The organism is Chryseobacterium aquifrigidense (genome assembly GCF_006716485.1).
Classification (GTDB): Bacteria; Bacteroidota; Bacteroidia; order Flavobacteriales; family Weeksellaceae; genus Chryseobacterium; species Chryseobacterium vietnamense.
Map to the genome: position 1 here is coordinate 1,008,993 of NZ_VFPD01000001.1, position 22,005 is coordinate 1,030,997.

Sequence of the window (22,005 nt, forward strand, 5' to 3'; positions counted from 1 at the left end):
AGATGATGTCCTTTTTTAATTTTCAAATTTTCAGATTGCTAAATTTTCAAATTAAAATAAATTATGGCAGAAGTAATTACGATGCCCCGCCTGTCCGACACGATGACGGAAGGTAAGGTGGCAAAATGGCATAAAAAAGTAGGAGATAAAGTAAAAGAAGGAGATATTTTAGCTGAAATTGAAACTGATAAAGCAGTTCAGGATTTCGAATCTGAAATAGAAGGGACCCTTTTATACGTAGGTGTAGAAGAAGGTGCTGCTGCTGCTGTAGACTCTGTTTTAGCTATCATCGGGAATGAAGGAGAAGATATTTCAGGATTGACAGGCGGAGCTGCCGCTCCCAATGCAGGTTCTGAAGAGAAAAAGTCAGAAGAACAGCCTAAAGCAGAAACTGCTGAACCTGCTGCTGCAGAAGTTCCCGCAGGAGTAGAAATTATTACAATGCCAAGACTTTCTGATACAATGACAGAAGGTAAGGTCGCTAAATGGCACAAAAATGTAGGTGATACAGTAAAAGAAGGAGATCTTCTTGCTGAGATCGAAACAGATAAAGCAGTACAGGATTTCGAATCTGAATTCAATGGAGTATTATTGAAGCAGGGTGTAGAAGAAGGAGGTGCTGCTCCGGTTGATTCCGTATTGGCAATCATTGGCCCTGCAGGAACAGATGTTTCTGCTGTAGGTGCTCCAAAAGCAGCGGGTCAGTCCACTGAAAAACCAGCTGAACCAAAAGCAGAGGCCAAAACAGAAGAAAAAGCTGCTCCGGCTGCTCAGACTTCATCTTCTGACAGAGTTGCAATCTCTCCACTGGCTAAGAAAATGGCTCAGGATAAAGGAGTTGATATCAACAGTGTTCAGGGATCTGGTGAAAACGGAAGAATCGTTAAAAAAGATATTGAAAATTATCAGCCAGCTGCAAAACCGGCTGCTTCAGCTCCTGCGGCAAGTGCTGCTCCTGTTGCAGTAAGCTTTGTACAAGGTGAAGATACAGAAACTCCAAATTCACAGGTAAGAAATATCATTGCAAAACGTCTTTCTGAAAGTAAATTCTCCGCACCTCATTACTATCTGATGGTTGAGATTAATATGGATAAGGCAATTGAAGCAAGAAAAGAAATCAATTCTTTACCTGATACTAAAATCTCTTTCAATGATATGATTATTAAGGCGACTGCAATTGCTTTAAGAAAACACCCTCAGGTAAATTCGAGCTGGGCAGGGGATAAGATCATTCACAGAGGAAATATCAACATTGGTGTAGCAGTAGCTATCCCAGACGGATTGGTAGTTCCTGTATTGAAAAATACAGATCAGATGACGTATACTCAGATTTCTGCATCCGTAAAAGATATGGCTTCAAGAGCTAAGAGCAAAGGTCTTAAGGCTAACGAAATGGAAGGATCTACATTCTCTATTTCAAACTTAGGAATGTTCGGAATCGAAACGTTTACAAGTATCATTAATCAACCAAACTCTGCTATCCTTTCAGTAGGAGCAATTATCGAGAAACCAATCGTTAAAGATGGTCAGATTGTAGTTGGAAACACCATGAAGCTTTCATTGGCATGTGACCACAGAGTAGTAGACGGTGCTACTGGTGCTCAGTTCCTGCAGACATTAAGAACATATTTAGAAAGTCCATTAACATTGTTACTGTAATTTTCTGAATTGAAAATAGTGAAACCTCCCAAATTGGGAGGTTTTTTGTTTTTAATATTTGAAAAATTACTTTTTCAGGATCTTTATTTCTCCATTAAGTTCCTTTACTTGTGATTTTAATTCCGCTATTCTTTCTTCATACTGGGGTAGAATTATGCAAAAGAAGATTTTGAATAATAATTTATTTCTCTCATGTTTGAAAAATAATTATATTTAACACAATAAAAACCAAATGTCTATGAAAAAAACTATTTTTCGATTATTCTTTCTATTTACTATTCTGTCCACCTTATGGTGTTGCCGGAACGAAGAATTCTCAGCAGGAGACCCTGCTCAAGAAAGCTTTTATCGTTCTTCTACCAGATTTGCTTCAAAAAGCTTCTGGAAGGAAGACGAAGTATACATCCATAAAGTACAGCAGGTATTTATGAAAGTAGCCAATGCTGAACATGTAAAAAGCAGATATGGTGAACTGTACTGGGATTATGCTATGACCTTCGGCCAGTTCGGAGAAAAATATCTGCTTGTTCCTGTAGTAAAAAATAACAGAGTAGTTCTCCTTATGGAAGCCGTAAGGGAAGGAAATAAAGTCTATTTCTTTGAAAAAGATGACAAAAGAATGGCCGATTTTTTCCATGCTGTCATCTTTTCCAATATCACCGATTCTGGAGAGAAAACAGAACCTCAAACCGGAGTCTCATCAAGAAATACATCAACTTTTGTGTGTAGTACAAGATGGATTACCATTGGATGTACCAACAATGAACCTAATTGTACTCCATATACAACTTCAGAAACAGTTTGTAAATGGACTCCCGGCACAACCCCCAAGACATTTGATCCTATAGGAATGGATGACGGAGGTGGAGGTGTTGGCTATGAGTATCCGGATCCGCCGGAAACAGAAGATCCTTGTTCAAAATTGAAAACACAAACCTCTAATCTTATATTTAAAAATAACATAACTTCTCTGGAAGGAAAAACAAGTGATAACTATGAAAGTGGTTATAGAATAGGAACTAATTCTAATGGCACTTTACAAAACCAAATACTACAAAATAAACCTGGAACACAACAAGTGGATCTTAAGGCGTTTTCAAATACAATAACACTAATGCATTCACATTATGACGGATTGTATCCAATGTTTTCACCAGGTGATATCATCTTCTTTAACCAATGGATTGTTTGGGCACAGAACTGGAACGCAATACCTACGAATACACCTAAGATACCATTAAATAATCTTACATTTACTCTGGTAACAAGTAATGGAAATTATTCTTTTAATTTTGATGGAACATCTACAACCCCTTTACCTAATTATACAATTCAAGAATTAGATAAATTGAATAAGGATTACATAGAAAATCTAAATAAAGCAGTTACTATAGGAAATGTAAGTGGAGATGCAACTTATAATATGGAAAAGTTAGAAACAGAGTTCCTTAAATTTATGAGTGATAAAATGAATATGGATGGATTAAAACTTTATAAAACCACAACTAGTGGAAATTCATCATTAACTTTAGTAAATGGAACACGTCAGGAAGCTGATTGTCCGAATTAAAAAATTATAATTATGAAACAAGTATTATTAATATTACTGATATTTATTACAATCTCATGTAATGCACAAATTTATCCTTTAAACTATAAAGAAGATGTCCCAAATGGAGCTTACTACAAAGACTTAGATGGTGAACTTGATAAATATGTTGGTTTATGGAAAGGAACATGGAATGGAAAGACAGTGTACTTAGAGTTAAAAAAAATTAAGGATTACAGTGATGGAACTCATCCATATTACAAGGATAGGATATTGGGAGAACGAAAAATTATAGCTTCAAACGGAACTGTAGAAATTGATAGAATTTCTAATTTCGGAAGTGAGGGAACAGAGTTTTGGGGAATTGGGTTTAATTTAAAAAACGGAAATATAAAACGATTATATTTCTCTCCTAGAAACATGTGTAGAAAAACTGCAACTTTGGATATCACAAATTTTACAGGAAATCAAATGACATTACATTTCGAATATCTTCCAAGTATTATAGATCCTAACTGTCAGCATAACGCCTATGTAGATCAGTATGGAGATTTCCCTATTAATTTTCCGAAGGATATTGTATTAACAAAGCAATGATATAAAGCCTCCAATTCCAGAGGTTTTCTTTCCAAACACAGATTATGAAACACAGATTATCAATATTACTGGTATTTATTACAATCTCATGTAATGCACAAATTTATCCTTTAAACTATAAAGAAGATGTCCCAAATGGAGCTTACTACAAAGACCTAGATGGTGAACTGGATAAATATGTTGGTATGTGGAAAGGGATATGGAATGGGAAAACCTTGTATTTAGATTTAAGAAAAAATAAATATAAATTAGGAGATAATTCGAATTATATATAAAGATATGATTTTGGGAGAAAGAAAGGTAATTAATTCTAGTGGAAATATTGAAATAGATCGAATTTTGAACTTTGATTATGCACATCCTGAATTTGATGGAATTGGATTTAATTTAAAAAATGGAAATATAAAACGACTATATTTCTATCCTAAAAATATGTGTAGAAAAACTGCAACTTTGGATATTACAAATTTTACTGGAAATCAAATGACATTACATTTCGAATATCTTCCAAGTATAATAGATCCTAACTGTCAGCATAATGCTTATGTAGATCAGTATGGAGATTTCCCTATTAATTTTCCGAAGGATATTGTATTAACAAAGCAATAATATAAACCTCCCAAACCGGGAGACTTTTTTGTTTTTGTGGGTAAATGAAAATGATGATAAATGCCAAACCTATAAGGTTTCAAAAACCTTATAGGTTTAGAATGGTTTAGAAAAAAACTCTATTAAAAAATGTTTTTATAAAAAATAAGACTGTAGTAATTAAAAAAATAATAGAAAAGAACTGTATAAATGAATCAGAGAAATCTAATTCTAATAAATCTAAAATAAAATATAAACCGCTTCAAAAAGCGGTTTTTTATTTGCAGGCAATTCACTATTTTTGAATCATGATTAAAGCAAGAAATATCCATAAGTCTTATGGGAATTTAGAAGTACTGAAAGGAGTTGATATTCATATCAAAACAGGAGAGGTGGTTTCTATTGTGGGAGAATCAGGGGCAGGTAAATCTACACTGTTGCAGATTTTAGGAACACTGGATCATCCTACCCAATCCGGTAAGTATGATACGGAGATTGAAATAGCAGGAGAGTCATTTATTAATATGAATGATAAGCAGCTGTCGAAGTTCAGAAATCAGAATATCGGTTTCGTATTTCAGTTTCATCAGCTTCTTCCAGAGTTTACAGCGCTGGAAAATGTCTTGCTTCCTACAAAAATAGCAGGAGCCAACGAAAGAGAAGCTCTTGAAAAAGCTTATGCTTTATTTGAAGACCTGAAGATAGAACAGAGACTGAATCATAAACCCAACCAGCTTTCAGGTGGAGAGGCACAGAGGGTAGCGGTGGCAAGGGCTTTAATTAATTCTCCGAAAATCATTTTTGCGGATGAACCTACCGGTAACCTTGATTCCAAGAATGCGGATGATCTTCACCGACTGTTCTTTGATCTTAGAGATAAATACAATCAAACTTTTGTCATTGTAACCCATAACCCGAATCTTGCAGAAATTACAGACCGCAAGCTTGTTATGAAAGACGGAATGATCATAGAGTAGCACTATACAACGCCAGATGATGAAACACTTTATTTTTCTTTTTTTAATTTTAATTTCCTGTTCAAAAGCTGAATCCCAGCAGTTGAATCCGTTGGGTATTCCTCAGACAAGAATTTCGGAAATTAAAAATTTTATTAAAGGAAAAGAGTACAATCAGGAACTGGCTGTTTTTATCAACTTTAAAATCCCCTCGGGGAAGTATCGTTATTTTGTTTATAACCTGAAAAACAATACAATTCTGCAGCAGGCTGTAGTTTCTCATGGTTCAGGTTCTGTCATTCCAAAATCGGATGCTTTAAAATTCAGTAATGTTGAAGGCTCTTATCAGTCATCCCTTGGAAAATATGCTATCGGAGAAAGCTATGTGGGGAAATTTGGGAAAGCTTACCGCCTGGCAGGACTGGATGTTACCAACAGCAATGCCATGCAGAGAGCAATCGTTCTTCATTCTTACGGATGCATTCCTGACGCAGAATCGCAGGCTCCTGCATGTCTGAGTTTAGGATGCCCTATGCTTTCTGTAAATGCCCTCAAAGAAACGGCAAAATATATTGATAGTTCTACAAAACCTGTCATTTTATATGCTTTCTATTAATTGATAATATTCGTAATATTTTTCCATGGCCATAAAACTCCTAGCTGAAGATGACAGACCCAGAGAAAAGTTTTTGCAGAAAGGCAAAAGCTCACTTTCTGATTCTGAACTTCTGGCAATTATTATGGGAAGCGGAAATAGAGAGGAAGACGCTTTGGAATTAGCAAGGAAAATTTTAATTTCCGTCAATAATAGCTGGCATGAATTAAGCTTACTTTCTGCCAAGGATCTGATGAAATTCAAAGGTATTGGAGAATCAAAAGCCATCTCAATTATTTCAGCTTTAGAAATCGGAAGAAGAAGAGCTGTACAGGAAATTCCTGAAAAAACAATTATCGGAAACAGCCATGATGCTTATGCAATTCTGAGAAATCAGCTTTCCGATCTGAGAACAGAAGAGTTTTGGGCGATTTTCCTAAATAATAGTAATAAAGTAATTCATGTATCTCAACTCACGCAGGGAGGAATCAGCCAGTCTATTGTAGATGTAAGAACCCTTTACAAAGGCGCATTGGATCATTTTTCAACCGGTATTATCATTGCCCACAACCATCCTTCCGGAAGCTTAAAACCAAGCCGGGAAGATATCAATATCACACAGAAAATAAAAGAAGCGGGAAATACATTAAGTATTCAGCTTTTAGACCATATTATTGTCACGCAGGATTCTTATTTTAGTTTCTCAGACGCAGGATTATTATGATTAGAAGATTGAAATACCATGAAATTGATTTTGCAAAATATGCTCAATGTTTAGAAAATTCCGAACAAAGAAAATATTCTGCAGCAAAAGATTTTCTGGACACTACTTCTACAATGCCATGGGATATTCTGGTTTATAAAGATTATGAAGCGGTGATGCCCGTCCCTTTTGTGAGAAAATATGGGATGAAAATTGTCCATAACCCTAAACTTTGCCAGCAGCTTGGTGTTTTTTCTGAGAAAGACAACCTTGAACTTAATGAAGCTTTTTTAGAATATCTGGAAAAAAATTATATGATAAGGGCATATCCTTTCAATGATGTCAATCAGCTTCGTACAAAGATCAGAATCAAGAAAAACTTTTTACTATATCCTGACGCTTATGAGAAAGTATATTCGAGATATTCACCCAAAAGAAAAAGAAAACTTCGGTTAGATGAAGCTGTTTTAAAAGAATCAGAAATTAAAACAATCCCTTATGAGAAAGCAAAAGCTTTTATTGAATCCAATACGATAGGGCTGAACAAAGACCATGATCTTTCTGAATTCATGAGAATTTTCGAGAGCTTTTATAAGTCCGGATATCTGAAATTCACAGCTTTTTACTATCAGAAAAAGATTGCTAATGTGATTGCTACGTATTCGGATAGTAATATGGTAGCACTTTTAGGGAATTTTAATGATAAAGATTATGTCAGATTATCAGGAGCATCTGTATTGATTGATCATGTTATTAAAGAAAATATAGAAACTCATATCTTTGATTTCGAAGGAGGTGAGCTTCCCAATATTGAAGAGTTTTTCAGGGGATTTCGCCCCGAATTAAGACCTTACGGAATTATTGAAAATTCAAAAATGAACCTTTTCAAAAAGTTAGCATATCTTGTAGTAAGAGGAAGGTCTTTTTTATGATGAAAAGCATTGTTTAGATTGGTTCTAATTAAGTAATATTCCGTAACTTTATAAAATCCTTAGTAAAACAGTTATGTTACAACAGATTCGTCAGTACAAATTGTCATACATGCTTTATAACTTATTTAAAAAAAATAAATTAAAGCATAATATTCCCTTATATAAAAAATACGGAATCAATAAGAGCTATTTTTCAAGTATTTCAAGCAAAGATTTTGCCCACCTTCCCGCCAGCGAAAGAACTCTGGATGATACAAAACTGAAGGAAACTCCTTTTTTTAAGAAACTTTCTGAAGAAAATAAAGAAAGTGCTCTTCAGTATGATGAGAATGGCTATATGATTCTGAGGAATTACCTCACTCCGGAAACAGCAGATCAGATCAATACTGAAATTGATAAATTGATGGAGGATGGAACTTTGAAATTTATCTATGGAGGAAAACTGATGTTTGCAATCCATCATTCTGAAATCATTAAAAATATAGGAAGTGATAAAGAACTTTTAGACTTTTTATCTGTTTTGCTGGATGGAAAATCGAAGCTTTTCCAAAGTATCAACTTCATCAACGGAAGCCAGCAGAAAACCCATTCTGACAGTATTCACATGACCACATATCCATTGGGAGGATTACTTGGAGTATGGATTGCGCTGGAAGATGTAGATGAAAGTAACGGTGCTCTTCACTATATTCCTAAAAGCCATAAACTCCCTTATTTTTTGAATTCAGATTACGATAATGAAGGGACATCCCTGAAAATAGGAAAGAAAAGCTACAGAGCTTATGAAACTTTCCTTGAGGATAAAGTAAAAGAATTAGGTTTAAAAAAAGAAATTTTTAAAGCAAAAAAAGGGGATTTACTAATCTGGCATGCCAATATTCTTCACGGAGGAGAGCCTCACACAGATAAAAACAGAACGAGAAAAAGTCTTGTATATCATTTCTTTGACGAAAATAGTGTGTGCTATCACGAAGTAACTCAAAGGCCGGCGCTCTTTGAACTTTAACTAAGGCTTATCCTTTATTATAAAAGCTTTTATAAGAATATAAGTTTAAAAGATAGTTTTTTTACATTTGTATTCATAATATCAGTGTATGGAAAAAAAGAAGAATATTCTTGTTTTAATATTTTCAATGTATGTATGCTTTATGTCATACTACCTGTATAACAACCATTATTACAACACTGATATGGAAGCCTATATGGGGCTGATTTATAAAACGGAATATCCTGAAATGAAAATTGAAGAAATTCATCAGAAGGTATATGACGAGCTGAGGGAAAAGAATCCTGATTTTGCCGGACTTGGCCCTGTTGATCCAATGGTTGAAGAAATAGCAAAAGGGGAGAGCACATACTATAAAATCATTTCGCAAAATCCCAAAGCCTACGAAGAAGAGCTGCAGCTTTTTGTGGTAAAACCTTTTTATAATTTTATCGGCTGGTCATTATTTAAGCTTGGTTTCAGTGCTTCTGCCTCCATCTCTTTAATTTCAGTTATTTCGTATGCTTTGATACTTATTCTGATTTTTATCTTTTTGATAAAAATTCTGAAAAATTATCCTCTGGCCTTTATCCTTACTATTTTAATTTCACTATTCAAACCTTTGCCGGAGTCGGCCCGCCATGTTTCAGCAGATTCCTTATCATGTCTGTTGCTTCTTTTGAGCTTTTATGTGTTTTTAGTGAGGAAAAATTTCTTTTTTGCAGGCATATTAGCTATGCTGTGTGTCCTCACAAGACCGGAATATTTTATATTGTATTCATTCTTATATGCCTTTATTTATTTTTACAGGAATAATCTCTGGATTAAAACAGGTACCTTATTGATATCTTACGGATATGTATTTCTTTCCTTCTTTTTAATACAGGCTTTTAATCAGGTTTCGTGGTCTACACTTTTTATGAATCAGTTTACAAAAGTGCAGATTTATCCTCTGTCACAGCCCGATCCGTTTTCCTTTTCAGATTATATTCACTTTATTAAAAGGAATATAATGTTGGAATTCAACTCTTCCTATTTTCCAATCTTGTTGATTTTCATGGTAATCATTTTGGCGAATCGTTTTTCATTTTATAATAAAAAAAATCAGGCTCAGCTCTTGTTTTTTGCTATTATTTATGGAGCCGTTATGTTGAGATTTTTGGTTTTTCCGTCTCTGGTAAACAGGATGATGCTTGGCTTTTATCTTATAATTATGCTTGCATTAGTCTATATACAAATTTCTAAAGTGGATATCTTTAAAAACTCTTTAGAAGACGGAAAATAATTAGTAATTTTGCAGTCTAAAATTATGACGAGTCTCTCAGGATATCTACCCTATGCATTTGCATTGATTATTGCAATTCCTTTTCTGGTTTTGCTCAGACAATTTGTACACTCATACATTACGCTTAAAAACCAGGAAATCAAATTACTCACTGTGAAGTCAAATTCAGAGAACAAAGCACATTCCTATGAAAGAATGACCTTGTTTCTGGACAGAATGAAACCTTCAAACCTTATACAGAGGTTTGACAGGGGATTAGCTGTTCATGAGTTTATTTACCTGACTGAAAAGGCAATCAATGAAGAATTTGAGTATAACTCTTCACAGCAGTTATACATTACAAAAAATTCATGGAAGAATATCGTAGACTCAAAAAATGCGATTATAGAACTGCTTCACAAAACGTATGACGGGTTGAAAGGAGAAGTTCAGCTGGATGAATTCAAAACGATTTTCATCATGAACTATATGGAAAGCAATGATTATATTGCTGAAACCATAGAAGATTTAAGAAAAGAAATTTTAATAATAACTTAAAAAAATAACAGATAAATAATGATTCCAAATTTTAAAGCACATCCATGGCACGGAATTTCTGCAGGAGAAGATGCGCCAAATGTTGTAAATGTATTTGTGGAAATTGTTCCTTCAGATACTATTAAATATGAAGTAGATAAAGAAACAGGATACTTAAAGGTAGACAGACCGCAGAAATTTTCTAACATCATCCCTGCTTTATATGGTTTTGTTCCAAGAACATACTGTGATAAGGAAGTGATGAAACTTGCTGTAGAAGCAGGAGCTACGGATGTTACAATGGGAGATCATGACCCTCTTGATATTTGTGTTTTAAGTTCTCACAATATTCATGCTGGAGGTTTATTGATGGAAGCTATTCCAATCGGAGGTTTTAAAATGATCGATGGTGGAGAAGCTGATGATAAAATTGTAGCCGTAATGATCAACGACCATGCTTTCGGACATTTCAGAGATATCGCTGAATTACCTGAAGCAGAAGTTAGAAGATTAATGCACTACTTTCTAACGTACAAGAATTTACCAGATGAGCCTGCAAAATGCAGAATTCAGGAAGTTTACGGAGCTGAACATGCAAGAAAAGTGATTAAAGCTTCTCAGACAGACTACGCAGATAAATTCGGAGGATAATATTTCCTTTACAGACATACTAAAAAGGCAGATGAAAAATTCATCTGCCTTTTTGATTGATATCATTAAAATAATCTTCGATTTTTTTTGAAATACTAATGAGCGGTGCTTGGGAGTAAGAAATTAAGACCCACCTGAACAGCCGTTCCGCCAAACCTGTTTTCCACAGCGAAGTTTTGAGTGATTCTTCCCATCAATCCAATTTTCATAGGAACAATCCAGTAAGAAGCAAAGGCACCAATTCCAGCGATCTGATCAGAGACAAAGCCGCCATTCGTTCCTTTATCATTTCCAACCTGAGTTGTATAATGACCAAAAATACCCACTTCATCACCCCTTGAATCTAAAACAAATGACCCGCCGGCATCTACTGTAAAATGACTTCCTTCTTTAAAATCGGTATCTTTCTGCCACTGATTGACCTCCAGAGTCGTGGCAATACTGATATTGGTCTTAGAGGTCGGCTTCATTTTTCCGGCTACACGGATATTATGAGACCAATACCCATGCCCTCCATTATCCAGATCATGAGGTTTATATTTTCCTGTAGGAGCCCAAACTCCATAATTAAAAGCATAGCTAAACTTTCCTTTGGTCCAGGATAGCCATATCGGCTGAATATACATATCTCCAAACCCAATACTTTTATTGGTGAAAACATAATTCCCTGATCCGGTTTGGCTGGAGTAATAATCCAGTGCAATATTGGCGGTAGGACTATTCAGGGTAGGGATGATCATCATTCCCCAGTTGGCTCCTAGAATTTTTCCTTTTCCGCCATAAATGGCCATCAGAATAAAAGAATGAGTCTTTACATTCTGCTTGATATGCAATTCTGTAGGATTTCCCGGAGCAGGATTAATAAGCTGGTCAGACTTTTGGCCGGAAGCATTATGATAGTCCATGTTGGCATAGCCGTACCATACGGGAATAATCCATCCGGGATGTGGTGCAAAATAATCATTGGGGTTGAATGAAGAACCTGTGTAGTGACCTTGTCCAAAAGCGGATATTCCCCATAAAAGGCCCAAAATAAGTATAATAATTTTTTTCATAGTCAATGATCAGTTAGTCATCATCTTAATCTCTTTTATATAAAGTTTTACCTTCTTTGATGGTTTCTAAAACTTTGAGGTTTCTAAGATTTTCAGGACTTATCGTTAAAGGATTCTGATCCAGAATAACAAAGTCTGCCAGTTTACCCGCTTTAATAGACCCTTTTCTGTTTTCTTCCTGCAGTTGATAAGCTCCGTTGATGGTAATCGCTTTCAAGGCTTCAAGAGGAGTGATTCTTTCATTGGGTCCTAAAATCATCCCTGAACGTGTTTTTCTATTCACTGCGGCATATACTCCAGTGATCAGATCTGGTGGTGTAACCGGGGCGTCATGATGAATGGTAAACGTAATTCCTGCTTTTAATGCTGAGTGAGCAGGACTTATAAAAGCAGCTCTTTCAGGACCAAAAACACTTGAGTAATGCCAATCTCCCCATAAATAAGCATGAGTAGAAAAATAAGAAGGAATTACCCCTAATTCTTTTATCTTTTGAATATGATCAGGGCGGCTGTTTTGTACATGAATCAATGTGGCACGTAATTCCGGTTTGTATATATTTTCATCTTTTAACCTTTTAATAACACGTATAGCCTGATCTATTGCGGCATCTCCATTCACATGAAGCTGTGCGGTTATCTGATTTTGGAATAGTGTTTTCAGATCATTATACAATATTTCATCCGTAAATATGGGAAATCCTTTGTAGTCTTTAGACTGGCCTTCAGGTGGAACTAAATAAGGTTGAGTCAGCCAGGCTGTTTTTCCTTGTGGAGAACCATCATCAGAAAATTTGAACCCAGCCAGTTTCAGGCGGTTTTCATACTTCATATACTTTGGTTTGAAACGGCTGAAATCCTTTTTGAAATACTCATAATCAGGAAAGTAAACGATATCGGCTTTAAAAAGATTCTGGGACGCTGCTTTTTCTAACAGAGCAACACTTTCTCCCATAGTTCTTCCATCACAAATAGTAGTCTGTCCATAGCTGAGCCATTCATCCTGGGCTTTCATCAGATTTTTTATGGAGTGAGCCTGGGTATCTTTGCCCTTATTCATTTTTTCCGTTAAGGTCAATAAAGCAGTGAAACTTGCGTTCTCTTCTAATTTACCATTCAGTTTTCCTGTTTTTTTATCCCTGCCGATATGTCCTCCCTCAGGATCTTTTGAGGCTTCTGTGATTCCCAGAAGTTGCAGCATCGCACTGTTTGCTACGCTGGCATGACCAGAAGCATGAATAACAATAATAGGATTGGTTTTACTGATGACATCTAGCTCTGTTTTTGTAGGATGACGATGTTCTGTCATAATGGCATCATCATAACCATTTCCGATAATCGGCTGCTTACCTGTGATTTTATTGTCCTTGATGTAGTTCTTAACCGTAATCTGTAAATCTTTAATTGAATTCACCGTTCCATAAGGTTCAGGCGATAAGTCTACAGCGTCCATCATCCCGGCTCTTGAAGTAAGATGCCCATGGACATCTATAAAGCCGGGAAGAAGAGTTTTTCCATTGAGGTTAATCAATTTTGTGGCTGGCTCTGAAAAGCGCTCTGCATCCGATTTTGTTCCGGCAAAAAGTATTTTACCATCTTTTACTGCTACAGCTTCAACCTGGGGAGAAGAATCCTCCATTGTTATAACAGGACCTCCAAAATAGAGGATCTCAGCTTTTTCTTGTGGAATCTTATGGTGACAGCTGCTTATGCCTGCAGATAATAAAAGAGTATATAGTATCCTTTTCATAAATAATTAATTCAAATCATGGTGAGAAACAAATTTACAAAATAATAGATTATTATTAGTGAATTTTATTATGTGTTTATAATTTCATTATATTTATAAGACTAATCTCAATTTTTAATATAAAATAATAAACTATGGATCTATTTATGTTAGTGCCAATTTTTGGTGTCATAGCTTTGCTTTATACATTTCTTCAGAGCAACTGGGTCAACAAGCAGAATGCTGGAAATGAAAAAATGAAAACAATCAGCGGCCATATTGCAGATGGTGCAATGGCTTTTCTAAAGGCTGAATACAAAATCTTAACTTACTTTGTTGTAGTTGTCGCCATTCTGTTAGCAGTGATGGGATCAACGAATGCCAATTCCCACTGGAGTATCGGTATCGCCTTTGCAGTAGGTGCCATATTTTCAGCATGTGCTGGCTTTATCGGGATGAAAATAGCTACCAAAGCTAATGTCCGAACGGCAGAAGCAGCAAGAACTTCATTATCAAAGGCACTTAAAGTATCTTTTACAGGAGGTTCTGTAATGGGAATGGGCGTTGCCGGACTTGCTGTTTTAGGTTTGGGAGCGTTATTTCTGATTATTAAACAGATTTTTGCCCCTGAAGCCACAGTGGATTCCCATGAAATGGAAAGAACAATTGAAATTCTTACAGGATTTTCTCTGGGAGCTGAATCCATAGCGCTTTTTGCAAGAGTAGGAGGTGGTATTTATACAAAAGCGGCAGATGTAGGTGCTGACCTTGTAGGAAAAGTAGAAGCCGGAATTCCTGAAGATGACCCCCGAAATCCCGCTACCATTGCAGATAATGTAGGAGATAACGTAGGAGATGTTGCGGGAATGGGAGCCGACCTTTTTGGTTCTTATGTAGCGACAGTTCTGGCTACCATGGTATTAGGCAGGGAAACTGTTTCCGATGATGCTTTCGGAGGTTTTGCTCCAATCCTTTTACCCATGCTGATTGCAGGAACAGGAATTATATTTTCAATGATCGGAACTTTATTTGTGAAAATTAATGATAATGAAGGATCATCCACTTCCAGCGTACAAAACGCATTAAATCTTGGAAACTGGGGAAGTATTGTAATTACTGCCATTGCGTCCTATTTCCTGGTAACCTATATCCTTCCCGAAAAAATGGTTCTGAGAGGACATGAGTTTACGAAAATGGGAGTATTCGGAGCGATAATGGTTGGATTGGTTGTAGGAACCTTAATGAGTATTATTACAGAATATTACACTGCTATGGGGAAAAGACCGGTTTCCAGTATTGTGAGACAATCTTCTACAGGGCATGCAACCAATATTATCGGCGGACTTTCTGTGGGGATGGAATCTACTTTACTTCCTATTATTGTACTTGCAGGAGGAATCTATGGCTCTTATTTGTGTGCAGGACTTTACGGTGTAGCTATTGCAGCTGCCGGAATGATGGCGACTACAGCAATGCAGCTTGCTATCGATGCTTTCGGACCCATTGCAGATAATGCCGGAGGTATCGCTGAAATGAGTGAACTTCCCAAAGAAGTACGTGAAAAAACAGATATTCTGGATGCTGTAGGAAATACTACGGCAGCTACCGGAAAAGGATTTGCCATTGCTTCAGCTGCTTTAACAGCTTTGGCTTTATTTGCAGCTTTTGTAGGAATTGCAGGAATTGATGGTATTGATATTTACAGAGCAGATGTTCTTGCCGGACTTTTTGTCGGAGGAATGATTCCGTTTATCTTTTCATCACTTGCCATTACAGCGGTGGGACAGGCGGCCATGGCGATGGTAGAGGAAGTAAGAAGACAGTTCCGCGAAATTCCGGGAATTCTGGAAGGGAAAGCACAGCCTGAATATGAGAAATGTGTTGCCATTTCTACCGATGCATCCATCAGAAAAATGATGCTTCCTGGTGCTATTGCCATTGTTTCCCCTTTATTAATCGGATTTATTTTCGGTCCTGAAGTATTGGGAGGATTTCTTGCCGGTGCTACCGTATGTGGTGTTTTAATGGGAATGTTCCAGAACAACGCAGGAGGTGCCTGGGACAATGCTAAAAAATCCTTTGAAAAAGGAGTTGATATCAATGGACAGACGTATTACAAAGGTTCGGAACCTCATAAAGCATCCGTAACAGGAGATACCGTGGGAGATCCGTTTAAAGATACATCAGGGCCATCTATGAACATTCTGATCAAATTAATGTCAATTGTTTCTCTGGTGATTGCACCTACTTTGGCGGTTTTACATAAAGATAAAATTGAGGCCAACAGAAAAGCAAAAATTGAAAGTCTTACAGGAATTTCAAGCAGTGCACCCACTGTAAATGGAGATTCTAAAATAATTACGGTCATTCCGGGAGAAGTTAAAGGACATCTTAATGAAAACGGAGACTTTGTATATGAAACAGGAAATATTCAGAAAATAAAACTGGATGGAGGAAAAACAATTGCTATTGGTGATGGAAGCCAGCTTTACCAGCTTTATAATGTGGTGAAACAAAAAGATAAATCGGCTTTAGATCCTAATAAATGGTACACCATTGAAAACCTTTATTTTGAAACAGGTTCCAGTGATCTGAAAGCAGAATCCGCACTTCAGCTTAATACGTTGGCAGAAATTTTAAATGCTTATCCCGATCTGAAAATAAAATTGGGTGGATACACAGATAATAGCGGTAATGAGGATAGCAATATCAAATTATCTAATCTGAGAGCACAGACAGCAAAACTGAAACTTCTTGAGTTAGGTATTTCAGCAGATAGAATAGAAGCAGAAGGATATGGGTCACTACATCCTGTATGTGAAGCTAATGACACTGATGAATGTAAAGCAAAAAACAGAAGAATTGATGTAAGAGTACTCGCTCTTTAAAATCAAAAAAATATAATAAAAGCATCGCCCGGGCGGTGCTTTTTCGTATCTATTCAGGTCCTAAAAAATCAATGCAGCCAAAAATATCCATCACCATCTGTGAAATCCGTGCAATCTGCGGGAAAAAATATGTGACAAGATTAAAGATTCTTTCTCAAATGTTCCAAGGCCTGAATAATGAGCTCATCTTTTTTAGCAAAACTAAACCTGATATAATCTGAATTATCTCTGGAATTATAAAAAGCAGAAAGCGGGAGACAGGAAACTTTTTTCTCAATCGTCAGCCATTTTGAAAACTCTACATCCGTCATGCTTTTAGAAATAGTCCTGAAATTAACCACCTGAAAAACACTTCCTTCGGATTGCTGTTCGATCAGAAATGGTGTTTCTTTAATCATTTCACTAAAAGTATCTCTTTTCTTCTGCATGAATTTTTTATTGATATCCGGATCAAATACATCGAGATATTTTGCGATAGCATATTGTGCCGGAGCATTCGCGCTGTATGAAATATACTGCTGATGACATTGAAATCTTGAGGTTAAACATTCAGAAGCGAGCATATAACTCACTTTCCAGCCAGAAGTATGAAACATTTTACCAAAAGAAAAAATGCAGAAAGTCCTTTCCCTAAGTCCCGGATGAATAAAAGAACTGTAATGTTCTTCTTCTTCATAACAGTAAGTATCATATATTTCTTCAGAAATTAAATAAATATCGTGATCCTTAATCAGTTCATAAAGCTGGTTCCAGTCTTCTTTCTTCCATACTTTTCCGGTTGGATTCTGGGGAGAATTGACAATGACGGCTTTTGTTTTTTGAGTGATACATTTTTTGAAAAGATCGCATTGGATTGTAAAGTCGCCATCAAGATCATAGTAAACTGGAATACCTCCATTCATCACAACAGCCGGCCCATAAGTATAATAAGAAGGCTGAATAATGATGACTTCATCGCCTTGATTCAGAATTGATTTCAGGGAAGTATATAAAGCAAAGGTTGCACAGGGAACAATAGTAATTTCCCTATTGGTGACTGATATACTGTGAGCCCGTTTTGTGTTGAAACGAATGATACTTTCTATCAGCAGAGGGCTGCCGGCAAGAGGTTCATAATGGTAAGTGCTTTTTTCAGCAGCTTCTTTTAAAAATTCGGTGAGGCGTTCATCAATATCAAAATCCGGGAGTCCCAAAGAAAGATCAAAGCTTCCGTGCCTGGTTGCCAGTTCCGACATCTCCGTAAAAAAGGAGTAATGAGTAAATCCGTAAATTTTATCCACCTATTTTGTATTTTAATCAAATATAATAAAATTTTAATATCAAAATTATACTTAAAATCTATGTATTGTTAGAATTATAATGAAATGCACATTATTTTGTCCTCGTGATTATTGATGCGGGGATTCAATAAAAATTGTTATTTTTAAGAAATTTATTCTTTATGAAAAAAATACTTATTCCGTTATTCGCAATGGCTGTAGTGAACAGTTGTGGAACGGCAAAAATAGCTGACGGAAATGCTTCGCATCCTGTTTCAACAAAACATAATAAAGCATTTAATAATGCCTATAAAGAGATTAATGCAGAGGATTTAAAGAAAAACCTGTATGTCATTGCAGCAGACGATATGGAAGGTCGTGACACCGGAAGCAAAGGACAGAAAAAAGCAGGCGAATATATGATTAATTACTATAAAAATCTGGGTATTGCAGCCCCTAAAGCATTAGGCTCTTACTATCAGAAAGTACCGTCTGAATTCATGAAGAAAAGAGGAGGAGGGAACCTGCCGGATTCTGAAAATATTTTAGCTTTTATTGAAGGAAGTGAAAAACCGGACGAGATTGTAGTAGTTTCTGCACATTATGATCACGTAGGAACAAAAAATGGAGTAGTATACAACGGGGCAGACGATGACGGAAGCGGAACTGTAGCCGTAATGGAAATTGCTAAAGCATTTCAGCAGGCTAAAAAAGCAGGTAAGGGACCTAAAAGATCAATTCTGTTTCTGCATGTTACAGGGGAAGAGCACGGACTGTTTGGTTCGGAATATTATTCAGAGAACCCTGTTTTCCCATTAGCCAATACCGTTGTTGATCTTAATATTGATATGATCGGACGTGATGATCCTGCCAACAGAGGAAAGCAATATGTTTATGTAATTGGTTCTGAAATGTTAAGTTCTCAGCTTAAAGTAATCAATGAAGCAGCGAATAAGAGAACCAATAATCTTGAACTAAATTACAAATACGATGATTTAAATGATCCTGAACAATTATATTACCGTTCAGATCACTATAATTTTGCCAAACATAATATTCCTGTAGCATTTTTCTTTGACGGTATTCATGAAGATTACCACAAACCGGGAGATGATCCTGAAAAGATTGATTACCAGTTGTTGGAGAAAAGAACTCAGCTTATTTTTACAACGGCATGGGACATCGCCAACAGAGAAGAAAGAATTGTAGTGGATAGGAAATAAACAGATATCATCCTTGTCAAGGTTTTGAACCTTGACAAGGATTAAGAATTTAAAGACGCTTTCAACAGGATCAGATTTTATCGGAGATAAAATCCTTGCACAATAAAACCATTACCATGAAAATCATCATACGAGAAGCAAAACCGGAAGACATTCCACAAATACAGGTTGTAAGAAATTCGGTGAAAGAAAATACATTGTCAGATCCGGGATTGGTTACAGATAGAGACTGTGAGGAATTTCTTTTTCAAAGAGGAAAAGGATGGGTAGTTGAGGTTGAAGATCGGATTGTTGGTTTTTCCATTGCAGATCTGAAAGAAAATAATATCTGGGCACTCTTTGTACATCCAGAATTTGAAAATCACGGAATTGGCAGAAAACTCCATGATATTATGCTCGACTGGTATTTTGAACAAAATAAAGATTTCGTATGGCTGGGTACTTCACCTGAAACAAGGGCTGAAATCTTTTACAGAAAATCCGGCTGGAAAGAAACAGGAATCCATGGAAAAGGAGAAATCAAATTTGAAATGACCTTTGAAAACTGGAAAAGTAAAAAATTATGATACCGAAATTAAAATCTATCAGACCTTTTATTGGAGCACAGAATTTTGATGTCAGCAGAAATTTTTATAGAGATCTGGGATTTGAAGAAGTTGTTCTGGAAGCTAAATTATCATTGTTTATCCGTGAAGAAATTGGATTTTATCTTCAGGATTATTATACAAAAGACTGGATTGACAATACCATGATCTTTATGGAAGTGGACAATACCGATGAATTCTGGAAAGAGCTTCTGTCTCTGGGGCTTACGGATAAATATGAAAATGTAAAACTCACTCCTGTCAGAACGATGGACTGGGGAAAAGAGTGTTTTGTGCATGATCCTTCAGGGATTTTGTGGCATTTCGGTGAGTTTTTTTAAAAAAGAAATATGATTTACGCATTTGATACCTACTATTATGAGGATTATGCCAATACCGTGTGTATTGCATTTGAAGACTGGACCTCTGAAAAGGAAGTGGAAACTTTTATAGAACAGACTCCTGTGAGTTCAGAATATGAAAGCGGAGCCTTTTACAAAAGAGAATTGCCCTGCATTGTAAGCCTGTTGAAGAAAATAACATTAAAACCAGAAGATATCATCATTGTTGACGGATATGTTACCTTGGATAATGATGGGAAAATTGGACTGGGTGGACACCTTTATGAAGAATTGGAAGAAAAGTATCCTGTAGTGGGGATTGCAAAAAATGAATTTACAACACCGGATTCCCAGCGAAGAAGTGTCGTGCGTGGAGAAAGCAAAACGCCACTTTTTGTAACTGCCAGAGGAATGAATGTAGATGAAGTTCAATCGAAAGTAGAACAGATGCATGGTGCTTACAGAATTCCTGCATTATTAAAAAAACTTGATCAGCTAAGCAGAGCATAAATAATAAATTCTTACCAAAAAGTAAGATTTTTTCTTATCTATAAATATACCGATTGGTATATTTTAGTTATCTTTGTTGTAATTCCCTGATCAAATAAAAGGGATTTTTTTAAATCAAAAATGTACCGATCGGTATATTATAAAAATAAAATCTATGAAAGAAGTATTTATCGTAGCAGCAAAACGAACCCCGGTTGGTGGTTTTATGGGAAGCCTGTCCGGATTTACAGCGCCTCAGCTGGGAGCTTTGGCCATTCAGAATGCTTATGAAAGTATTGGACTTTCTCCTGAGCACATTGATAGTGTGTATATGGGAAATGTATTGAGTGCCGGACTTGGCCAGTCACCAGCCAGGCAGGCTGCTATTTTTGCTGAAATTCCTGTTGATAAAGATGCGACGACAATTAACAAAGTCTGTGCTTCCGGAATGAAATCAGCGATGATTGGAGCACAGCAGATCCAGCTTGGACTGGATCATATCGTTATGACTGGTGGCATGGAAAGTATGAGCAATGTTCCGCATTATGTCAAAATCCGCCAGGGAACAAAGCTGGGAGATACCAACCTTACTGACGGATTGATCAAAGATGGATTATGGGATGTCTACAATGATTTCCACATGGGAAGTGCAGCAGAATTAGGTGTAAAAAAATATGGACTTACCAGACAGGAACTTGATGAATATACCTTATTATCCTATCATAGAGCTCAGAAAGCAGCAAAAAACGGCAAGTTTGATAGCGAACTGATCCGGATATCGGTAGAAAATAAAAAAGGAACTACGATTGTTGGTAAGGACGAAGATATTGACAAGCTGATCCCAGAGAAAATCTCTCTGCTGAAACCTGCATTTGAGGCAGACGGAATGCTTACAGCTGCCAATTCAAGCAATCTCAATGATGGTGCAGCGGTTCTCTTATTAGCTTCATCTGAAGCTATAGAACAATATAATTTAAAACCACTGGCAAAAATAGTGGCCTATGCAGATGCGGCACAATCTCCGGAATGGTTTACCACTTCACCTTCCATAGCCATTGAAAAACTGTTGAAGCAAACTGGTCTTAGCCTTTCTGATATCGATTTTTTCGAAATTAATGAAGCCTATTCCTCAGTAATTCTATCCAATCAGCAAATTCTCGGCTATGATCTGAATAAGGTTAATGTGTATGGAGGCGCGGTTGCTCTGGGACATCCGATTGGCGCTTCAGGTGCCAGAATTATGACCACTTTGGTGAATGTTTTGCACCAGGAAAAAGGAAAGTATGGTATTGCTGCCATATGCAATGGAGGAGGAGGAGCATCCGCAGTTCTTATTGAAAACAGTATTTGAAAGGCATAAAATACCTTAGATTTTAATTATAATCAAAAAAAGCTCCTTCTTAAAGTCAAATCTGAGAAAGAGC

At 36.4% G+C, this 22,005-nt stretch carries 22 protein-coding genes; 19 read left to right on the plus strand and 3 right to left on the minus strand.

Annotation, left to right across the window (positions count from 1 at the left end):
- Positions 1–63: 63 nt before the first annotated feature.
- From FB551_RS04465 to FB551_RS04525, 13 genes are all read left to right on the plus strand, one after another.
- Entirely contained in the window at positions 64–1,659 is a 1,596-nt protein-coding gene (locus FB551_RS04465) for a dihydrolipoamide acetyltransferase family protein (RefSeq protein WP_047431231.1), read from the plus strand.
- A 238-nt stretch (positions 1,660–1,897) separates the two neighbouring features.
- Positions 1,898–3,229 carry a hypothetical protein gene (locus FB551_RS04470; protein ID WP_142015452.1) on the plus strand — a complete coding sequence of 444 codons (1,332 nt, stop codon included), beginning with the start codon at positions 1,898–1,900 and terminating at the stop codon, positions 3,227–3,229.
- Between the two features lie 12 nt (positions 3,230–3,241).
- Positions 3,242–3,805 (plus strand): DUF6705 family protein, encoded by a 564-nt coding sequence (locus tag FB551_RS04475; RefSeq protein ID WP_142015455.1) that lies wholly within the window; start codon positions 3,242–3,244, stop codon positions 3,803–3,805.
- Between the two features lie 44 nt (positions 3,806–3,849).
- Entirely contained in the window at positions 3,850–4,080 is a 231-nt protein-coding gene (locus FB551_RS04480; RefSeq protein ID WP_142015457.1) for a DUF6705 family protein, read from the plus strand.
- Positions 4,081–4,090: 10 nt separating this feature from the next.
- On the plus strand, positions 4,091–4,414 hold the full coding sequence (locus tag FB551_RS04485; protein WP_142015459.1) for a hypothetical protein: 324 nt from the start codon (positions 4,091–4,093) through the stop codon (positions 4,412–4,414).
- A gap of 287 nt (positions 4,415–4,701) precedes the next feature.
- Positions 4,702–5,370, plus strand: a complete 669-nt coding sequence (locus FB551_RS04490) for an ABC transporter ATP-binding protein (RefSeq protein ID WP_047431228.1) — start codon at positions 4,702–4,704, stop codon at positions 5,368–5,370.
- Positions 5,371–5,386: 16 nt separating this feature from the next.
- Positions 5,387–5,965 carry a murein L,D-transpeptidase catalytic domain-containing protein gene (locus FB551_RS04495; protein ID WP_142015461.1) on the plus strand — a complete coding sequence of 193 codons (579 nt, stop codon included), beginning with the start codon at positions 5,387–5,389 and terminating at the stop codon, positions 5,963–5,965.
- A gap of 25 nt (positions 5,966–5,990) precedes the next feature.
- Positions 5,991–6,668, plus strand: coding sequence for a RadC family protein (radC, locus tag FB551_RS04500; protein ID WP_142015462.1), 678 nt, complete (start codon positions 5,991–5,993; stop codon positions 6,666–6,668).
- Positions 6,665–7,579, plus strand: coding sequence for a hypothetical protein (locus FB551_RS04505; protein ID WP_142015464.1), 915 nt, complete (start codon positions 6,665–6,667; stop codon positions 7,577–7,579). The genes radC and FB551_RS04505 overlap by 4 nt, the downstream gene beginning before the upstream one ends.
- Before the next feature lie 109 nt (positions 7,580–7,688).
- Entirely contained in the window at positions 7,689–8,585 is an 897-nt protein-coding gene (locus FB551_RS04510) for a phytanoyl-CoA dioxygenase family protein (protein WP_226798617.1), read from the plus strand.
- Between the two features lie 88 nt (positions 8,586–8,673).
- On the plus strand, positions 8,674–9,849 hold the full coding sequence (locus FB551_RS04515; RefSeq protein ID WP_142015467.1) for a hypothetical protein: 1,176 nt from the start codon (positions 8,674–8,676) through the stop codon (positions 9,847–9,849).
- Positions 9,850–9,873: 24 nt separating this feature from the next.
- Positions 9,874–10,386, plus strand: coding sequence for a DUF7935 family protein (locus FB551_RS04520; protein ID WP_047431217.1), 513 nt, complete (start codon positions 9,874–9,876; stop codon positions 10,384–10,386).
- An 18-nt stretch (positions 10,387–10,404) separates the two neighbouring features.
- Positions 10,405–11,016 carry an inorganic pyrophosphatase gene (locus FB551_RS04525; protein ID WP_047431214.1) on the plus strand — a complete coding sequence of 204 codons (612 nt, stop codon included), beginning with the start codon at positions 10,405–10,407 and terminating at the stop codon, positions 11,014–11,016.
- A gap of 95 nt (positions 11,017–11,111) precedes the next feature.
- Here FB551_RS04525 and FB551_RS04530 read toward each other — a convergent pair whose 3' ends face one another.
- A complete protein-coding gene (locus tag FB551_RS04530; protein ID WP_047431213.1) occupies positions 11,112–12,071 on the minus strand; it encodes a SphA family protein in 960 nt (319 codons plus the stop codon).
- Positions 12,072–12,096: 25 nt separating this feature from the next.
- Positions 12,097–13,818, minus strand: a complete 1,722-nt coding sequence (locus tag FB551_RS04535) for an amidohydrolase (protein ID WP_142015469.1) — start codon at positions 13,816–13,818, stop codon at positions 12,097–12,099.
- Positions 13,819–13,952: 134 nt separating this feature from the next.
- On the opposite strand from FB551_RS04535, the gene FB551_RS04540 reads away from it, so the two are divergent.
- A complete protein-coding gene (locus FB551_RS04540; protein WP_142015471.1) occupies positions 13,953–16,685 on the plus strand; it encodes a sodium-translocating pyrophosphatase in 2,733 nt (910 codons plus the stop codon).
- Positions 16,686–16,825: 140 nt separating this feature from the next.
- On the opposite strand, the gene FB551_RS04545 is transcribed toward FB551_RS04540, so the two are convergent.
- The gene (locus FB551_RS04545) at positions 16,826–17,965 is read right to left on the minus strand and encodes an aminotransferase class I/II-fold pyridoxal phosphate-dependent enzyme (RefSeq protein ID WP_142015473.1); all 1,140 of its coding nucleotides are present in this window, start codon (positions 17,963–17,965) and stop codon (positions 16,826–16,828) included.
- Between the two features lie 161 nt (positions 17,966–18,126).
- Between FB551_RS04545 and FB551_RS04550 the strand changes: the two genes are divergently transcribed.
- The 5 genes from FB551_RS04550 (at position 18,127) to FB551_RS04570 (ending at position 21,932) form a co-directional block, all read left to right on the plus strand.
- Positions 18,127–19,167, plus strand: a complete 1,041-nt coding sequence (locus FB551_RS04550; RefSeq protein WP_142015475.1) for a M28 family metallopeptidase — start codon at positions 18,127–18,129, stop codon at positions 19,165–19,167.
- Between the two features lie 116 nt (positions 19,168–19,283).
- Positions 19,284–19,733, plus strand: coding sequence for a GNAT family N-acetyltransferase (locus FB551_RS04555; RefSeq protein WP_226798618.1), 450 nt, complete (start codon positions 19,284–19,286; stop codon positions 19,731–19,733).
- Positions 19,730–20,092 (plus strand): VOC family protein, encoded by a 363-nt coding sequence (locus tag FB551_RS04560; RefSeq protein WP_142015477.1) that lies wholly within the window; start codon positions 19,730–19,732, stop codon positions 20,090–20,092. The genes FB551_RS04555 and FB551_RS04560 overlap by 4 nt, the downstream gene beginning before the upstream one ends.
- A gap of 9 nt (positions 20,093–20,101) precedes the next feature.
- Positions 20,102–20,602 (plus strand): endonuclease V, encoded by a 501-nt coding sequence (locus FB551_RS04565; RefSeq protein ID WP_142015478.1) that lies wholly within the window; start codon positions 20,102–20,104, stop codon positions 20,600–20,602.
- A gap of 154 nt (positions 20,603–20,756) precedes the next feature.
- Positions 20,757–21,932 carry an acetyl-CoA C-acyltransferase gene (locus tag FB551_RS04570; RefSeq protein ID WP_142015480.1) on the plus strand — a complete coding sequence of 392 codons (1,176 nt, stop codon included), beginning with the start codon at positions 20,757–20,759 and terminating at the stop codon, positions 21,930–21,932.
- The last annotated feature ends 73 nt before the right edge of the window (positions 21,933–22,005 follow it).

What these genes read in the sequence shown, in the direction of transcription:
- FB551_RS04560 (WP_142015477.1), top strand. Translation starts at nt 19,730, where the DNA reads ATGATACCGAAATTAAAATCTATCAGACCTTTTATTGGAGCACAGAAT.
- FB551_RS04530 (WP_047431213.1), bottom strand. Translation starts at nt 12,071, where the DNA reads ATGAAAAAAATTATTATACTTATTTTGGGCCTTTTATGGGGAATATCC.
- FB551_RS04555 (WP_226798618.1), top strand. Translation starts at nt 19,284, where the DNA reads ATGAAAATCATCATACGAGAAGCAAAACCGGAAGACATTCCACAAATA.
- FB551_RS04515 (WP_142015467.1), top strand. Translation starts at nt 8,674, where the DNA reads ATGGAAAAAAAGAAGAATATTCTTGTTTTAATATTTTCAATGTATGTA.
- FB551_RS04535 (WP_142015469.1), bottom strand. Translation starts at nt 13,818, where the DNA reads ATGAAAAGGATACTATATACTCTTTTATTATCTGCAGGCATAAGCAGC.
- FB551_RS04525 (WP_047431214.1), top strand. Translation starts at nt 10,405, where the DNA reads ATGATTCCAAATTTTAAAGCACATCCATGGCACGGAATTTCTGCAGGA.
- FB551_RS04505 (WP_142015464.1), top strand. Translation starts at nt 6,665, where the DNA reads ATGATTAGAAGATTGAAATACCATGAAATTGATTTTGCAAAATATGCT.
- FB551_RS04470 (WP_142015452.1), top strand. Translation starts at nt 1,898, where the DNA reads ATGAAAAAAACTATTTTTCGATTATTCTTTCTATTTACTATTCTGTCC.
- FB551_RS04570 (WP_142015480.1), top strand. Translation starts at nt 20,757, where the DNA reads ATGAAAGAAGTATTTATCGTAGCAGCAAAACGAACCCCGGTTGGTGGT.
- FB551_RS04495 (WP_142015461.1), top strand. Translation starts at nt 5,387, where the DNA reads ATGATGAAACACTTTATTTTTCTTTTTTTAATTTTAATTTCCTGTTCA.
- FB551_RS04465 (WP_047431231.1), top strand. Translation starts at nt 64, where the DNA reads ATGGCAGAAGTAATTACGATGCCCCGCCTGTCCGACACGATGACGGAA.
- FB551_RS04480 (WP_142015457.1), top strand. Translation starts at nt 3,850, where the DNA reads ATGAAACACAGATTATCAATATTACTGGTATTTATTACAATCTCATGT.
- FB551_RS04520 (WP_047431217.1), top strand. Translation starts at nt 9,874, where the DNA reads ATGACGAGTCTCTCAGGATATCTACCCTATGCATTTGCATTGATTATT.
- FB551_RS04475 (WP_142015455.1), top strand. Translation starts at nt 3,242, where the DNA reads ATGAAACAAGTATTATTAATATTACTGATATTTATTACAATCTCATGT.
- FB551_RS04565 (WP_142015478.1), top strand. Translation starts at nt 20,102, where the DNA reads ATGATTTACGCATTTGATACCTACTATTATGAGGATTATGCCAATACC.
- FB551_RS04490 (WP_047431228.1), top strand. Translation starts at nt 4,702, where the DNA reads ATGATTAAAGCAAGAAATATCCATAAGTCTTATGGGAATTTAGAAGTA.
- FB551_RS04510 (WP_226798617.1), top strand. Translation starts at nt 7,689, where the DNA reads ATGCTTTATAACTTATTTAAAAAAAATAAATTAAAGCATAATATTCCC.
- FB551_RS04540 (WP_142015471.1), top strand. Translation starts at nt 13,953, where the DNA reads ATGGATCTATTTATGTTAGTGCCAATTTTTGGTGTCATAGCTTTGCTT.
- radC (WP_142015462.1), top strand. Translation starts at nt 5,991, where the DNA reads ATGGCCATAAAACTCCTAGCTGAAGATGACAGACCCAGAGAAAAGTTT.
- FB551_RS04550 (WP_142015475.1), top strand. Translation starts at nt 18,127, where the DNA reads ATGAAAAAAATACTTATTCCGTTATTCGCAATGGCTGTAGTGAACAGT.